Annotated in this window: 12 protein-coding genes and 1 pseudogene; 8 read left to right on the top strand and 5 right to left on the bottom strand. The window is 74.0% G+C overall.

All coding sequences use genetic code 11. From position 1 onward, the window contains the following. Positions 1-105 precede the first annotated feature (105 nt). A pseudogene (locus OOK34_RS10010) lies at positions 106-1,020 on the top strand (MerR family transcriptional regulator); the annotation flags it as partial. Further along, on the top strand, positions 994-1,620 hold the full coding sequence (locus OOK34_RS10005; protein WP_267036686.1) for a GNAT family N-acetyltransferase: 627 nt from the start codon (positions 994-996) through the stop codon (positions 1,618-1,620). The pseudogene OOK34_RS10010 and the gene OOK34_RS10005, both read left to right, overlap by 27 nt. Here OOK34_RS10005 and OOK34_RS10000 read toward each other — a convergent pair. Beyond that, positions 1,617-3,602 carry an AAA family ATPase gene (locus OOK34_RS10000; RefSeq protein ID WP_267036685.1) on the bottom strand — a complete coding sequence of 662 codons (1,986 nt, stop codon included), beginning with the start codon at positions 3,600-3,602 and terminating at the stop codon, positions 1,617-1,619. The genes OOK34_RS10005 and OOK34_RS10000 overlap by 4 nt on opposite strands. 432 nt (positions 3,603-4,034) lie before the next feature. Here OOK34_RS10000 and OOK34_RS09995 point away from each other — a divergent pair, with 432 nt between their 5' ends. Both OOK34_RS09995 and OOK34_RS09990 read left to right on the top strand, forming a co-directional pair. Continuing rightward, a complete protein-coding gene (locus OOK34_RS09995) occupies positions 4,035-4,220 on the top strand; it encodes a hypothetical protein (protein ID WP_267033513.1) in 186 nt (61 codons plus the stop codon). Between the two features lie 67 nt (positions 4,221-4,287). Beyond that, positions 4,288-5,151: a glycosyltransferase family 87 protein gene (locus OOK34_RS09990; protein WP_267033512.1), complete on the top strand. Its 864-nt coding sequence runs from the start codon at positions 4,288-4,290 to the stop codon at positions 5,149-5,151. On the opposite strand, the gene OOK34_RS09985 is transcribed toward OOK34_RS09990, so the two are convergent. Then, on the bottom strand, positions 5,117-6,760 hold the full coding sequence (locus OOK34_RS09985) for a DNA repair helicase XPB (RefSeq protein WP_267036684.1): 1,644 nt from the start codon (positions 6,758-6,760) through the stop codon (positions 5,117-5,119). The two genes, OOK34_RS09990 and OOK34_RS09985, sit on opposite strands and share 35 nt — an antisense overlap. Before the next feature lie 407 nt (positions 6,761-7,167). Here OOK34_RS09985 and OOK34_RS09980 point away from each other — a divergent pair, with 407 nt between their 5' ends. Next, positions 7,168-7,710, top strand: coding sequence for a DoxX family protein (locus tag OOK34_RS09980; RefSeq protein WP_267033511.1), 543 nt, complete (start codon positions 7,168-7,170; stop codon positions 7,708-7,710). 35 nt (positions 7,711-7,745) lie between these two features. Here the strand turns inward: OOK34_RS09980 and OOK34_RS09975 are convergent, their stop codons facing one another. Beyond that, a complete protein-coding gene (locus OOK34_RS09975) occupies positions 7,746-8,336 on the bottom strand; it encodes a DUF4291 domain-containing protein (protein WP_267033510.1) in 591 nt (196 codons plus the stop codon). A 227-nt stretch (positions 8,337-8,563) separates the two neighbouring features. Then, a complete protein-coding gene (locus OOK34_RS09970; protein WP_267033509.1) occupies positions 8,564-11,038 on the bottom strand; it encodes a helicase-associated domain-containing protein in 2,475 nt (824 codons plus the stop codon). A 63-nt stretch (positions 11,039-11,101) separates the two neighbouring features. Here OOK34_RS09970 and OOK34_RS09965 point away from each other — a divergent pair, with 63 nt between their 5' ends. The 3 genes from OOK34_RS09965 (at position 11,102) to OOK34_RS09955 (ending at position 15,383) form a co-directional block, all read left to right on the top strand. Then, positions 11,102-12,076, top strand: coding sequence for a hypothetical protein (locus OOK34_RS09965; RefSeq protein ID WP_267033508.1), 975 nt, complete (start codon positions 11,102-11,104; stop codon positions 12,074-12,076). A gap of 655 nt (positions 12,077-12,731) precedes the next feature. Then, positions 12,732-13,946, top strand: a complete 1,215-nt coding sequence (locus OOK34_RS09960; protein ID WP_267033507.1) for a glycosyltransferase — start codon at positions 12,732-12,734, stop codon at positions 13,944-13,946. A 780-nt stretch (positions 13,947-14,726) separates the two neighbouring features. Continuing rightward, positions 14,727-15,383: an HAD family hydrolase gene (locus OOK34_RS09955; RefSeq protein WP_267033506.1), complete on the top strand. Its 657-nt coding sequence runs from the start codon at positions 14,727-14,729 to the stop codon at positions 15,381-15,383. Between the two features lie 34 nt (positions 15,384-15,417). Here OOK34_RS09955 and OOK34_RS09950 read toward each other — a convergent pair whose 3' ends face one another. Next, positions 15,418-15,672: a hypothetical protein gene (locus tag OOK34_RS09950; RefSeq protein WP_267033505.1), complete on the bottom strand. Its 255-nt coding sequence runs from the start codon at positions 15,670-15,672 to the stop codon at positions 15,418-15,420. Between the last annotated feature and the right edge of the window lie 62 nt (positions 15,673-15,734).

Below are 15,734 nucleotides of genomic sequence, written 5' to 3'. Positions count from 1 at the left end.
GGCCCCCGGATCCGGCGGGGCCGGATCCGGCGGGGCCGGATACCCCGGCCCCGCCGGCCCGCAGGGGCTTGAACCTCCCGTGGGGGGAGGCGGCAGGGTGGGCGCATGGACGGCGACACCCCCTACTCGATCGGCGACCTGGCCCGGCTCACCGGCGTCACGGTCAAGACGATCCGCTTCTACTCCGACACCGGACTCGTCACGCCCACCGGCCGGAGCCCGGCAGGGCACCGCCGCTACGGCGCCGACGCCCTCGCCCGCCTGGAACTCGTACGGACCCTGCGCGATCTGGGAGTGGATCTCGCCACCGTCCGCAAGGTCGCCGACCGGGAGCGGCCGCTCCCCGAGGTGGCCGCCGCCCACGCCGAAGCCCTGGACGTACAGATCCGCATCCTGCGCCTGCGCCGCGCGGTCCTGACGACCGTGGCGCAGCGAGGGTGCACCCCCGAGGAGATGAGTCTCATGCACCAGCTCGCCCGCCTCTCCGAAGCCGAGCGCCGACGTCTGGTCGCCGACTTCCTCGACGCCGCCTTCGGCCCGCTCGGCACCGACCCGGCCCTCGCCGCAGCCGTGCGCACCATGACCCCGCAGCTGCCGGACGACCCCTCGGCGGAGCAGCTCCAGGCCTGGGTCGAACTCGCCGGACTGACGCAGGACCCGGGCTTCCGCTCCCTCGTACGGGACCTGGTCGAGGAGCAGGCGGCCGAGCGCGCCCGCGACGCCCCCGGACCCCGCCCGGACCTCGCGGCGACCGTGCGTGAGCTGGTCGGCCCGGCCCTGGCGGCGGGCATCCGGCCGGACTCGCCCGGGGCCGGGCCGGTGGTCTCGCAGCTGACGGCGCACTACGCGCGGCTCCTCGGCCGGGCCGACGGCGCGGGGCTGCGCCGGCGGCTGTCGGCGCGGCTGGCGCGCATCAACGACCCGCGCCGGGAGCGGTACGCCCGGCTGCTGGCGGTGATCAACGGCTGGAGCGCTCCCGAGAGCCTGACGCCGGTGCTCGACTGGTCGCTCCGGGCCCTGTCCGCGAAGCCCGACGGCTCCGTGGTCCTGGAGGCGCCGGCCACGTCGGCCGGACCGGCGCTCGTGCTCCGCCCGTGGTGCCTGGAGGACGTCGACGCGCTGGTCGAGGCGTACCGGGATCCCGTGCTGGCCCGCTGGGCGGTCTCGGTCCCGGTCCCGGACAGCGAGGCCGCCGGGGTTCGGTGGGTCCAGGACCAGCAGCGGCGCTGGGCGGCGGGGGAGCGGTTCGCCTTCGCGGTCCTCGAAGCGGGTCCCGATCCGGCGTCCGGGCATCCGGCGTCCCGGCGCCTGGTGGGCGGTGTCGTCCTCAAGGAGGTCGTCCCCGGCAAACCGTCCGCCGAGGTCGGCTACTGGACGGTCGCGCACGCACGCGGGCGAGGTGTCGCCCCCCGCGCCCTGGAGGCGCTCACCACCTGGGCCTTCGAGACCTTCCGCGCCGACGGGCTGGAAGGCCTCGAACTGCTGCACCAGGTGGACAACCCCGCCTCGTGCCGCGTCGCCGGGAAGAGCGGCTACCCCTTCGACCGGACCCTGCCCGCGGCGCCGCCCGCCTACCCGCTGGACGGCCACCTGCACCTACGGCGCGCGGACGCCCCCTAGGACGCGGCCAGCGCCGCCGGCAGCGGGGCCGAGTGGAGGGCCGTCAGGCCGGACACGGCGCGGGTGAGGCACACGTACAGCCGGCGCAGGCCGGTGCGCTCGTCGGGCTCGCCGTCGACGATGGCCGCCGGCTCGTCCAGGACCACGTAGTCGTACTCCAGGCCCTTCGCCAGCGACGCCGGCACCAGCGTGAGCCGGGACTGCGCCGTGGTCTCCTCGCCGGGCGACAGGTACGCCAGCCCCGCCTCCAGCAGGGCCTGCGCCAGCACCGGGATCCGCGCGTCGGCCGCGATCAGGCCGATCGATCCCTCGTACGCGAGGGAGTCGCGGCAGGCCGAGACCACCTCCGCCGTCAGGTCCGTCGCCGGGGTGACCACCAGCGACCCGGGGGTCTCGCGCACCGAGGAGACCGGGGCCAGCCCCGGGGAGATCGCCGGCAGCAGCCGGGACGCGTACGCGATCACCTCGCGCGGCACGCGGAAGCCCGCCGTCAGCTCCTCCAGCACCGCCTCCGGCTTGCCCAGGTGGGAGAGGGCCTCGTCCCAGCTGCGCGTCGCCCACGGGGTGGTGCCCTGCGCGAGGTCGCCCAGTACCGTCGCCGAGCCCGTCGTGCAGCGCCGCCCGACGGCCCGGTACTGCATCGGGGACAGGTCCTGCGCCTCGTCGAGGACGACATGGCCGAGCGAATGCGTCCGCTCCACCAGGTCCGCCGCCTCGTCGACCAGCACCAGGTCGGCCGCCGACCACTTCGCCGACTTCACGCTCCGGAACGGCTTCGGCCACAGCAGCAGCTTCTGCTCGTCCGCCGTGAGGACCCCCTCGGCGTGCAGCGCCAGGAACTCCGGGTCCGACAGCAGCCGCAGCACCAGCTTGGCCGGGTCGACCTGCGGCCACACCGCCTTGACCGCCGCCTTCACCGCCGCGTTGCGGGCCACCGCGTCCTGCACCCGGTCGTCCGGCGCCTCGCCCGCCTGCTCCATGCGGACGAGGATCGCGTGCGAGATCCGCTGCGGCAGCGCGTCGCGGGCGGCGCCGTAGCGGATGTCCCGGGCCTGGAGCTCGGCGACGATCTCCTCGAGCTCGTACGCCGGCACGCGCCACCGGCGCGAACCGCGGACCACCATCAGCGGCTCGGTGGGCGCGGTGACGTGCGAGCGGACGGCACGGCGCAGCACCTCCGCCATCCGGGCGTCGCCCTTGACCACCGCGGTGTCGGCGGCGTCGGCGCCGCGCACCTCCAGGCCCTCGCGGGCGACGAGGTCGTCGACCGTGGCCTGCTTGACCTCCAGCTCGCCCAGGGCCGGCAGGACCTGCTCGATGTAGTGCAGGAAGGAACGGTTCGGCCCGATGACCAGGGTGCCGGTGCGGGCGAGGCGCTCGCGGTGCGCGTAGAGGAGGTACGCGACCCGGTGCAGGCCGACGGCCGTCTTCCCGGTGCCGGGGCCGCCCTGCACGCAGACCGAGCCGGACAGGCCGGAGCGGACGATCTCGTCCTGCTCGGGCTGGATCGTCGCGACGATGTCACGCATGGGGCCCACGCGGGGGCGCTCGATCTCCTGCTGGAGCAGCTTGCTGACGGCCGCCGACTCGGAGGGGTCGGCATCGGCGAGGGGCTCGTCCTCGTAGGCGGTCAGCTCGCCGCCCGTGTAGCCGAAGCGGCGGCGCAGCGAGACGTCCTGCGGGTCGGCCTTGGAGGCGCGGTAGAAGGGCTGGGAGACGGGGGCGCGCCAGTCGATGACCATCGGATCGCCGCCGGCGTCGTGGACGTGGCGGCGGCCGATGTAGAACTGCTCGCCGTCGGCGCCCTCGGCCAGCTCCGCGCCCGGGGCGTGCAGGTAGTCGAGGCGGCCGAAGAAGAGCGGGGTGTGGGAGAGATCGGCGAGGGCCTTGATGCGGTCGTCGATCTGCGCCTGGAGGACGATGGCGTTGACCCAGTTCGCGGTGACGTCGCGGATGTCGAGGGCCTCGACGTCCTCGCGCATGGCGCGCAGGGCGGAGCGCGAGGCGCTCAGGTGGGCCCGTTCGCGGGCGAGCGGGTCGGTCCCGGCGGTCTCGGGTGCGGCGGTTTCGGGTGCGGTATCGGGGGCGTGCGCGGACACGGAAAAGCCTCCAGCTGCAGGTCAGGCACGGTACGGAAGCCCCCGGTTTCCGTCCGGAAGGCGGCTCTCCCCGATGGGGCGGCGGGAGGCGGCAAGAGCGGAGATTGTAGTCACCGGGGCGGGTCCGCGCGAATGGATTTGGGGGGCCGAAAGTCCTGGGCGGGCAGGACCTCCGTCCGGGTGTCATACCGGGGAGTGTCAGACCTTGGGCAGGGCCACTAGGGGGTGCCATGGGCCGTGAGGAGGACGCGGGAGGCCCGCAGGTTCCATCCCGAGGGCGATGTGCGCAGAGGGGCGAAAGCGCACCATGGATCCATGAGCACCGCAACCTTCACCCCGATCCAGGGAGGCCGCCCCGCGGGCGCCACCGCCACCTCCGAGCACCGTTCCCGCTACCGCGTCGGCGATGTCCTGCGCGCCGCGAAGGTCTTCGCCGCTGCCGCCATGAGTGTGGTCGTCCTAGGCGAGTACGCCGAGGACGCGGGCGTCATACGCCGCTGACGGGCGCCCGCAGAGCCGTGGCCTGAACCCGGTGGCAGTGCGGCGCTGATCCACTAGGGTCACGCGCGTGACCCGCAGCCCCGATTCCGCTTCCTCGCCGTCGCGCCTCGTCGGCGTGCTGGTCACAGGCTCGCTGCTGGTGCTGGGCGTCCTGTGCATCGCCCTGCGGATCCCGACGGCCGACGCCGTCCTCAGCGGCTTCTCCAGTGGCTTCTCCGCCGCCGAGTGGCATCCGCCCACCGCCTATCCGCCGTTCGCCGCGATCCTCTTCACGCCTGCCGCCTGGCTGCCGGCCGGTGTGCTGAAGGCCGTCCTCGTCCTCGGGAACGCCGGCCTGCTCGCCCTGCTGATCCTGCTCTCCTGCCGCCCCGCCGGAGTGAAGGCCCGGCCAGCCCCGGTGCTGGCCGCCACCATCGCCGGGCTGTGGCTGGAGCCCCTCTTCCAGAGCCCGCTGCCCGGCCAGATCAACCTGGCCCTCGCCTGCCTCGCCGTCTGGGACCTGGGCCGCCCGCCCGGCGCGCTCGGCAAGGGCTTCGCGCTGGGCACCGCCGCCGGGATCACCCTGACCCCGGCGCTCTTCGTCCCGTACCTGCTGGCGACCCGGCGCTTCCGGGTCGCCCTGACCGCCCTGGCCGGTTTCACCGGAACCGCCCTGCTGGGCCTGCTCGTGCTCCCGGAGGCCTCCGCCGACTTCTGGGCCCACCACCTGCCCTCGACCGGGCGGGCCCTGCTGCGGGAGTGGCCGCACCTGTGGGTCTGGTGCGTACCGCTCCTCACGGCCCTGGCCGGCGCGGCCCGCCGCCGCGCCCGCCCCGCCGCTGCCACCGTCACCGGCACGGCCGACACCGTCACGGCCGGCGGTGTCCCCGCCCCGAGGTCACCCCTCGGGGCGGAGGTCAGTCACTCGCCAGCAGCTCGTCGGCGTCCATGATCCGGTAGGCGTAGCCCTGTTCCGCCAGGAAGCGCTGGCGGTGGGCGGCGAAGTCCTGGTCGATCGTGTCGCGCGCGACGACCGAGTAGAACCGCGCCTCGTGCCCGTCCGCCTTCGGCCGCAGCACCCGGCCCAGACGCTGCGCCTCCTCCTGCCGGGAACCGAAGGTGCCCGACACCTGGATGGCGACCGTGGCCTCGGGCAGGTCGATGGAGAAGTTGGCGACCTTCGAGACGACCAGCACGTTGATCTCGCCCTCGCGGAAGGCGTTGAAGAGCTTCTCGCGCTGCGCGTTGGAGGTCTCGCCCTTGATGACGGGCGCGTCCAGGTGCTCGCCCAGCTCGTCGAGCTGGTCGATGTACTGCCCGATGACCAGCGTCTGCTCGCCCTTGTGCTTGCGCACCAGCGCCTCGGTGACCTTCCGCTTCGTCGCGGTCGTCGCGCAGAAGCGGTACTTCTCCTCGGTCTCGGCGGTCGCGTACGCGAGCCGCTCGGACTCGGTCAGATTGACGCGGACCTCCACGCAGTCGGCGGGCGCGATGTAGCCCTGCGCCTCGATCTCCTTCCACGGGGCGTCGAACCGCTTCGGCCCGATCAGCGAGAACACGTCCGACTCCCGCCCGTCCTCCCGTACCAGGGTGGCCGTCAGCCCGAGCCGGCGGCGCGCCTGGAGGTCGGCGGTGAACTTGAACACGGGCGCGGGCAGCAGGTGCACCTCGTCGTAGAGGATCAGCCCCCAGTCCCGGGAGTCGAACAACTCCAGGTGCGGGTAGACGCCCTTCCGCTTGGTCGTCAGCACCTGGTACGTGGCGATCGTGACGGGCCGGATCTCCTTGCGCGTACCGGAGTACTCGCCGATCTCCTCCTCCGTCAGCGAGGTCCGCTTGACCAGCTCGTGCTTCCACTGGCGGGCCGAGACGGTGTTGGTGACCAGGATCAGCGTGGTCGCCTTCGCCATGGCCATCGCACCGGCGCCGACCAGCGTCTTGCCCGCACCACAGGGCAGCACGACCACGCCCGAGCCGCCGTGCCAGAAGCCCTCGACGGCCTGCTGCTGGTACGGCCGCAGCGCCCAGCCGTTCTCCTCGAGCTCGATCGGGTGCGCCTCGCCGTCCACGTACCCGGCGAGGTCCTCGGCCGGCCAGCCCAGCTTGAGCAGGGTCTGCTTGATCTGCCCCCGCTCGGACGGGTGCACGGCCACGGTGTCGGCGTCGAGCCGGGCCCCCACCAGCGGGGCGATCCGCTTGGAACGCAGGATCTCCTCCAGCACGGGCCGGTCGGTGCTGGTCAGCACCAGCCCGTGGACGGGGTGCTTGGACAGGGTGAGCCGCCCGTAGCGGGCCATGGTCTCGGCGACGTCGACCAGCAGCGCGTGCGGGACGGGATAACGGGAGTACTCGACGAGCGCGTCGACGACCTGCTCGGCGTCATGCCCGGCGGCCCGGGCGTTCCACAGCCCGAGCGGGGTGATCCGGTAGGTGTGGATGTGCTCCGGCGCCCGCTCCAGCTCGGCAAACGGAGCGATGGCCCGCCGCGCGGCCCCGGCGAGCTCGTGGTCGACCTCGAGAAGGAGGGTTTTGTCGCTCTGGACGATGAGAGGCCCGTTCACGTAGCTGCGTCCCTTCCGCATGGGTCAAACCTTCAGTGTGCCTCATGCCCGGGCGATGAGCCCCTCCCCGCTCCCGGGCGGCGTCCGCACGGGGCCGGGTTGGCGGCGGAGTGGTGGGGCGGAACTGGCCGCCGCTGGACGGGATGTCCGCCCAGGCGAACCTCGCCGATCTGGAGCGGCACGCGCGGGACTTCACGCAGCGGCGCGGATTCACGTACAGCGTGCTGGAGGGGGCCGGGGAGGTCATCCTTCGACGCCGGGCGGATCGACTACGCCGCCAGGTGCCCCGGGGCGCGGGTCTGCGACCGAACGGGTCGTCGGCAGGGGCCGCCGACGTTGCGGCCGGGGCATCGCGGACGGGCTTCGTAGGGTGGCCGTTGCTCACAGGCGACGTAGAACGGACGCTCATGACGCATGAAGGACGGGACCGCGAACTCTTTCGCGCCTCCTCGGCTCCTGCCACCACCGCCACCCGCGACACCGGCCTGCTCGTGCTCCGGCTCGTCGTCGGCCTCAGCATGGCCGGCCACGGCACGATGAAGCTCTTCGGCTGGTTCGGCGGCCCCGGCCTCACCGCGACCGGCAAGGGCTTCTCGATGGCCGGCTATCCCGCCGGGGATGCCATGGCCGTCATCGCCGGCCTCGCCGAGACCCTCGGCGGCCTGGGCCTGGCCCTCGGCCTGCTCACCCCGCTCGCCGGTGCCGCCATGATCGGCACCTTCATCAACGTCCTCGGCATCCGGGGGCTGAGCGCCTATTTCCCGCCCAAGGGTGTGGAACTCGAAGTGGTGCTCTTCGCCGGGGTCCTCGCCCTCACCCTCACCGGGCCGGGCCGCTGCTCCGTCGACCACGTCCTCCCGGTGCTGCGCGAGTCGCGGCCCCGCTACTCCCTGCTCGCAGTGGCGCTGGGAGGCGTGGCGGGACTCGTCGTTCTGCTCATGCGGGACTGACCGGACCGGACTGAGGGGACCGACGGGACCGACGGCTACGCCTCCAAGTGGGGCAGCGGCCCGGCCGGGTAGGGGGTTTCGACGGGGAGCAGGGCGCGGGCGGCGTCGGTTTCGCCGGCGCGGAGGAGGCCGTGGATCTCCCGGGCCAGCGGGGTGACGTCGCGGATGGAGACCGTCCACTCGTCGGCGTACGCGCGGGAGGAGGGGCCGGACAGGCCCAGCTGGAGCGCGCGGTGCGGCAGCGGGTTGAGGTGGAGGTCGCGCTCCGGGTCCCACTGGACCCGGGCCGACGTCGTCCGCACCGACTCCTGCCACGCCGCGCGGTCCGCGTGCACGGTGGGGACGTAGTGCGACAGGCAGGCCCCGGCCAGGGCCCGGTCGAAGCCGGCGCGGGTGATCTCGACCGCCAGCACCGTCTCCTGGTCGGCCTTCGTGGCCCAGCCGCAGCGGTACATCATCCACAGGAACGACGGCTTGATCCACGTCATGCGCTCGCGCTTCCAGGCGGGAGGGAAGCGGCCGTCGCGGGCCGCCGGTTCCCCCAGGTGGGGGGCGTAGGCCTGGTAGACGGTGACGGTGGTGTCGGTGTGCGCGGCGCGGATCTGGCGGAGGGGTACGTCTGGCATGCGCCCAGCGTGCGGGGTGGCATGCGCCGCTCGCCAGGGGTTTTCGCCGCGGGGGCGGTGGACTCCGCCGGTGGGTCCGGGACGGCGCGGCGCCGTTGCCGGGGCGCTGCCCCGGGCCCCGCGCCTCAAACGCCGGCGGGGCTGTAGGGGTGCGGCGGGGCCGGGAGGGTGGGGCGTTCCCGGGCTGTAATGGCGGGGCGGAGCCCGGATGGTGCGGTGGAGTCCGGCTAGAGGTGGTCTTCCGCCAGTTCCGCCACGCCCGTGATGCGGTGGAGGGCGTACGTGCGGACCTCGTCCGCCGTGTGGTCGTAGCCGGTGACGAAGCCGCCCTCCACCCGTACCGGGGCGATGACCCGCTGGCTCGCCGCCCCGTCGGCGTTCACGTACCCGATCCACACCGCCGACCCCGTCAGCGCCGCCGCCTGCACCGTGGCCAGGGTCTCCGCCGCGCTCGTGCGCGGCAGCTCGCCCGGGACCCCCGCCGACGGGGAGGCGGCGGCCGGCTCCTTGCGGACCGCCGTCGCCGCCAGGTCGCCCGCACGGATCGCCCGTACCGCCGCGCCCAGCAGCGTGGCGTCCGGCATCGGCGGCCCGTCCGGCACCGGCACCGGCGCCGAACGCGCCGGGGCGCGGTGCGCGTCGGCCCGCGCCACCACCACGTCCCCGGTACGGGACTCCGCGGCCGGCGCGTACCCCATCGCCCGCAACCCGTCGAGGAGGGCGGCGGGTTCGGCCTGGGCGGCCAGGACGGTCGGGGCGAGGCGGCGCAGCCCCAGCCCCGCCGAACGCTTGTCGGCCAGGATCTCGCCCAGCATCGCGTCGTCGTCGCAGCGCACGTACGAGGACGCCGCGCCGACCCGCAGGTGCCCGTGCCGCCGGGCCACGTCGTCGATGAGGTACGCGAGCGGCTGCGGCACCGGCGTACGGCTGTGCTCGGTGAGGAAGGCGTGCAGGTCGGAGGCGGCGTGCCCGGAATCGAGGGCGCGGCGCACCGAGCCCGGCGTGAACCGGTACACCGTGGCCCCGCCCTTGGACTCCACGTCCGCGAGTACCGCCAGGACGTCCGCGAGCGGGCGGCGCAGCGGCCCGGGGGCCACCGCCGTCAGGTCGGCCTGGAGCAGGACGTGGTCCACCGGCTCCGGCAGCAGCGGGGCCAGCAGCGGCGCCGGATCGCGGTGCTCCAGCAGGGCGCGGCCGAAGGCGCTGATCGCGCCCCGGCCGGTGACGCCCAGCACCTCGGCCTCGTGCAGGGCCCAGTGCGCGAGCCGGGCCCGCAGGTCGCTCGTACCGCGCACCGGCCGCTCCCACGCCAGCCGCTCGAGGACCGCCTCCGGTTCGGGCGCCCCGCCCTCGGGCAGCTCGGCGATCAGGTCCAGCACCCGGCGCCGCACCTCGGGCGCGGCGGAACGGTCCAGGTCGGGGCCGAGCGCCGACAGGGTGCGGCCCTTCGCGTCCTGCTCGCCGACCAGCCCGCACGTGCGGGTGGCCGGCAGCCAGGCCGCCGCCAGCACCGACCACCGCTCGGCGGGCGGCAGTTCGCACCAGTCGTCGAAGGAGGGGGTCGGCGCGTACCGCTCGTCGACCTCCCCGTCACTGGCCAGCAGCCCCGCCGCGTAGCCGAGCTCCATCCAGAACGCGGTCGCCTGCTCGGTCGTGTCGAGCGCGGCCGCGGTCCGCTTGAGGTCCCGTACGGCCAGCCCGCCCGCCCGCAGCACGGGCGGACCCGCGTGCTCCCAGGACTTCACCAGCTCCTCGACGGTGGCCAGCGCGGCCAGCGCCTGCCCGGCCGCGTTCGCGTCCACAAGCTGTGGACGGTGCTCGCGGTGTACGCCCACCGGCGGCGCGAGCGGCGCCGTCTGCCGGTGCGCGAGCCCGCCGCGCAGGTGCAGGGCCACCTCCCGGGGCAGGACGACCGTCCGCGGCGAAGCCGGCAGCAGCAGCCCCCGGTCGCGCAGCCAGCGCACCGGCGGCGTCGGATTCGGGGTGACCTCCCCGTACGGCGGCCCCCACACGAGCCGCCCCAGCACCTGGTGCGCCTCCGCCGGGGCCTCGTCCAGCAGCGCCGACATCCGCTCCGGGTCGGTGAACAGGGAGGTCAGGGCCGTCACGGCGGACACCGGGTCATGGGTGGCGGGCAGCCCGGCCGCTGCGACGATCTCCTGGATCCGGGTCGGCGACATCCCCGCGGTGGCCTCCGCGACGGTGGGCCCCAGCCCGGTCGGCGACGGCCGCTGCGGGGAGGGGGCGAGCAGCTCCCGGGCGGTGCGGACCAGCCGCAGCCGCTCGTCGTCCCCCCACACCAGGGCCTGGTCGCGCAGGGTCCCCAGGGCCCGGGGGAGGGTGGCGCGGGCGGCCTCGTCCTCACCGCCGGCGCCGGTGAGCAGCGACTCCAGCACCGGGTACGGGCACGGGTCCGGGGCCACCGCGAGGGCCTCCGCCGTCTGGAGCGCGAACCGGTCCAGGCGGTCCAGGGCGCGCACGACGGAGGCCCGGGTGCCGGCCCGGGTGGCCAGCTGGGTGACGTCGCCGGGCACCGGGTTCAGCAGATCGGGGCGGGCGTGCAGCAGGGCGGCGAGCGCCACGTCGTCGCGGGCGCGGAGCGCCTCGGCGAGGGAGCGCGGGGCGTTCGCCGCAGCGGTACTTGCCTCGGGCACGTTGGTCGCCTCCTGGTCACGTCGGCCGGTCCGTCGGCCGGTCCCCATCCGGCCAACGGTATCCGCTGCGCCGTCGGCCGCTCCACGGACGCACGCGCTACCGTCGGGGGCGTGGGGATCGAGAGCGACCATCTGGTCTACGAATATCTGAGCCGCGTCGGGGACTTGGCGCAGCGGCGGCAGCTGTCGTCCGGGGACCGGATGCGGCTGGTGTCGGGGCTGCGGGACGAGATCGACCGGCGGCGCGCCAAATTCGAACCGGACACGCCGGCGGCCGTACGGAGCATCCTGGAGCGGATCGGCACGCCGGAGGAGGTCCTCGACACCGTGCGCTCCGCCCGCGCCGCGCCCGCCCCGGCGCCGGGGGTCCCGGCACAGCGGGGCAGCACGCCGAGCACGGCGCCGGGGAGCACGCCGCCGGGGAGCACGCCCCCGCAGAACGTGCCGCCGCACCTGGCCGGGCTCGACGAACTCGGCGACTCCGCCGGAGCCGAACCCGACTGGTGGAGCCTGGCCCCAGGCGCTTCCGGGGCGGGGCCCCAGGTGGAGGGCTTCGCCGGCGGCATCGAGATCCCGGACCTCTTCCGCGACCCGGAGGAGGCGAAGGCGGAGAAGGCGGCGAAGGAGGCGGCCGACACCCCGCCCGCCGGGCCCCCCGCGCCAGGGGGCCTCGTACGGTTCCTGCGCGACCGGCGCGAGCGGAAGAAGGCCGCCGCCCCCGAGGCACCACCCGCCCCAGCGCGGCAACCCCGCCCGCGCCCGCACCCGTTCCTCCTGCTGGCGGCGGCGCTGCTCCTCGCGGGGGCGCTCACCGGGTACTGGCCACTGCTCGGCGCCGGCGCGCTGGTGGCGTACGCCTCCCGCGTGCTCGGGCCCCGGGAGCGCAAGTGGGTGATCCTCGGGCTGCCCGCAGCGGTCTTCACCCTGGCGATGCTCTGGCTCTGGGGCCGCAGCACCGGCCGCTGGGGCGACCCCCTCCCGGGCGACCAGGTGGGCCCCGCCTTCCAGTCCCTCTGGCCCACCCTGGCCCGCACGGCGGGGGCCATGGTGGCGGCCTACCTGGGCTGGCGGTCGCGGCGGCGGTAGGGGGGCTTCGGGGGGCGGGGTCGGGGGTGGGCGGGGTTTCGGCTGGGCGGTGTCAGGGCTGGTTTGGGGGGTTCCCGTCAGTCCCATCGTCCTTCCGTGTCGTGCCGGCCCGTCAAGGGCGCTCCTTCGTCGCGTCGCTTCGCGATGGCCTTCGGCCACCCTTGACAGACCGACCCGCCCCGGAAAGCCGAAAGACTGCCGAGAACCCCCCAAAGGAACGGTCACGGGGCAGGAGCAGGAGGAGCGGGTCCGTCAGCGATGAGGCGAGGGGCCGGGCCTTGCCACGCCGGGCATCCGGGCCCGTGCAGGGATGGCCCAGGGCCGGGGGCCCGGGGGCGCGGCAGATCGCTACGCGCTTCTCATATCTCAGCGGCCAGCCGCCGTCTGGGGCTGATCCCTGCACCAAATGGTGATCAGGGTGAGGCGGGAAGCGAGGAGGCGCGTCAGATCGCTACGCGCTTCTCGTATCTCAGCGTCTGGCGGCTGTCTGGGGCTGATAGCCGCACCAGAGGGTGAACAGGGTTGCGGGGAAAGGGGAGTACCCACGCCTTTCCACTCTCAACGTATAGCGCACCGGGGGGCTTGCGGCAAGGCCCCGTCCGTGCCGCAGAATCAGCGGCCTAACGCCAGGACCTGGGGAAATGGGAGTCACGGAATGCGTGTTGTGCTGTCGGGCTATGACTCGCGCGGGGGCGTGGAACCGCTGGTGGGACTTGCGGTGAGGCTGCGGGGACTTGGTGCGGAGGTGCGGGTCTGTGCGCCGCCGGACGAGGAGTTCGCGAAGCGGTTGGCCGAGGTCGGGGTGGAGATGGTGCCGACCGGCATGTCGGTACGCGACTTGGTGACCGGGAAGACGCCGCCGTCGCCGGGAGGTGTGCCGCGGCGCGCGGCCGAGTTGGTCGCCGCGTTCTATGACAACGTCACCGCCGCGGCTGCCGAGGGGTGTGACGTGCTGATGGCGACCGGCCTGGTGCCGGCCGTGGCCGGTGTGCAGGCGGTGGCCGAGAAGCTGGGCATTCGCTACGTGTACGCGAGTTACCAGCCGGTGAGCCTGCCGTCGCCGCACCACCCGCCGATCCCGCGGCCGGGCCGGCCGCTCCCGCCGGAGGTGACCGACAACCAGGTGCTGTGGGACCGGGACGCCCAGGACGCACAAGAGGTGTTCGGCGAGGCCATCAACACCCACCGGGCGTCCATCGGCCTTCCGGCATTGGACAACGTCCGCGACCACGTCTTCACCGACCGGCCGTGGTTGGCCACGGACCCGGTCCTGGCCCCTTGGCAGCAGCCGGCGGCCCTCGAGGTGGTGCAGACGGGCGCGTGGGTCCTGCCGGACGAACGCCCCCTCCCGGCAGAGTTGACGGCGTTCCTGGACGCCGGCACACCGCCGGTCTACGTGGGGTTCGGCAGCATTCCCATGCGCGATCCAGAGGATGTCGCCCGGGCAGCCATCGAGGCCATCCGTGCGCAGGGACGCCGCGCCGTCGTCTCCCGCGGTTGGGCCGAGCTGGCCCTGATCGACGACCAGGACGACTGCTTCGTCGTCGGCGAGGCCAATCACCAGGCACTCTTCCGCCGGGTCGCCGCCGTCGTGCACCACGGCGGCGCGGGCACCACGACGACGGCCACCTGGGCCGGCGCGCCCCAGGTGGTGGTGCCCCAGGGAGGAGACCAGCCGTACTTCGCCGGTCGCGTGGCCGCCCTGGGTATCGGCGCGGCACACGACGGCCCGACTCCGACCTTCGAGTCCCTGTCGGCCGCTCTCAAGACGGCCCTGACCCCGGAGACCCGTGCCCGGGCCACCGCCGTGGCCGCCACGTTCCGCACTGACGGGGCAACAGTGGCCGCAAAGCTCCTGCTCGACGCATAGCCATGTGATGTCCGCGATCCGGCCGCCGTCTGGTGCTCCTATCAGCCCCAGACGGCGGCCAGCCGCTGAGATACGAGAAGCGCGTAGCGATCTGACGCGCCTCCTCGCTTCCCGCCTCACCCTGATCACCATTTGGTGCAGGGATCAGCCCAAGACGGCCGCCGGACGCTGAGATCTGAGAAGCGCGTAGCGATCTGACGCGCCCATGCGCTCCTCCCGCCGCCCTGATCACCGTTTGGTGCAGGGATCAGCACCAGACGGCCGCCGGACGCTGAGATATGAGAAGCGCGTAGCGATCTGGCGCGCCCCCGGGCCCCCGGCCCTGGGCCAGGGCTGGACTGGCCCGGATGCCCGGCGTGGCAGGGCCCGGCCCCTCGCCTCATCGCTGACGGACCCGCTCCTCCTGCTCTTGCCCCGTGACCGTTCTTTTGGGGGGTTCTCGGCAGTCTTTCGGCTTTCCGGGGCGGGGCGGTCGGTCAAGGGTGGCCGAAGGCCATCGCGAAGCGACGCGACGAAGGAGCGCCCTTGACGGGCCGGCCCGACACGGAAGGACGATGGGACTGACGGGAAACCCCCAAACCGTCTCTGATCAGGTCCGAGGTCGGCTGCCCACCCCCGGCCCCGGCCGGCTGTCAGGTCCCGGCCCGCCCCCGCCCCCGCCGCCCCCGCTGCGCGAAGGGTGCGTTAACAATTGGTGACATTCCGCCAAATATCGGCATCCGATAAGCCAACCTCCGCTTACGTTCCCTCACGGCGGTGGAGCCTCGGCACAATGGCGCTATGACCTCCCGCATCCCCCCACAGCCCGCCGCCCCGGTCTCGCAGCTGACCGTCGGCTTCGACCTCGACATGACCCTCATCGACTCCCGGCCCGGCATCAAGGCCGCCTACCAGGCGCTTTCTGCCAAGACCGGGGCCTACATCGACGCCGACGAGGCCATCACGCGCCTCGGGCCGCCGCTCGAAGAGGAACTGGCCTACTGGTTCCCCGAGGAGGAGATCCCCGCGATGCGGGACCTCTACCGGGAGATGTACCCCGACCACGCCATCGCGGTGACGCCCGCGATGCCGGGCGCCCGCGAGGCGATCAAGGCCGTCCAGGCCCTCGGCGGCCGGGCGATCGTGGTCACGGCCAAGAACGAACCCAACGCCCGCCAGCACCTCGAGCACCTGGGCATAGAGCCCGACGCCGTCATCGGCTGGCTCTGGGCGGAGGCCAAGGCCGGGGCGCTGCGCGAGTACGGGGCGCAGGTCTACGTCGGCGACCACGTCGGCGACGTACGCGGCGCCCGGACGGCCGGCGCGCTGTCGGTCGCGGTGCCGACCGGCCCGTGCCCGGAGTCGGAGCTGCGCGAGGCCGGCGCGGACGTGGTGCTGACCGACCTCACCGCGCTGCCGGAGTGGCTCGCGGAGTACGTCCGTACCCGCGAGGTCTGAGACGAGGAGCGCGTAGGAGTACGCGTACGAAGCGTCAGGCGGCCTGGGATGCCCGGGCCGCCCGGCGCTGCGCGGCGGCCGAGCGGAGCACGCCCGCCGCCGAGATGGCGAAACCGACGCCCATCAGCATGCACACGGCCCACGCGTACGGCGGGAACGGGTCGGTGTCCAGGAACAGCGGGGCCATCGTCGCCAGGGTCGCCACGGCGCCCAGGATGAACACGATGCCACCGGCCTTGACCAGGCCGTCGCCGGGCCGCGCTTCGTCGGGATGAGGAGTAACAGTCACCCCACCAGGGTAGTTCCCTGGCCGAAGCGGTGAAGCTGGAAGGACCGGGGAACGTCTTGCCA

This window comes from Streptomyces sp. NBC_00091 (assembly GCF_026343185.1).
GTDB lineage: Bacteria > Actinomycetota > Actinomycetes > Streptomycetales > Streptomycetaceae > Streptomyces.
This window is presented reverse-complemented; position numbering and strand designations above follow the sequence as displayed.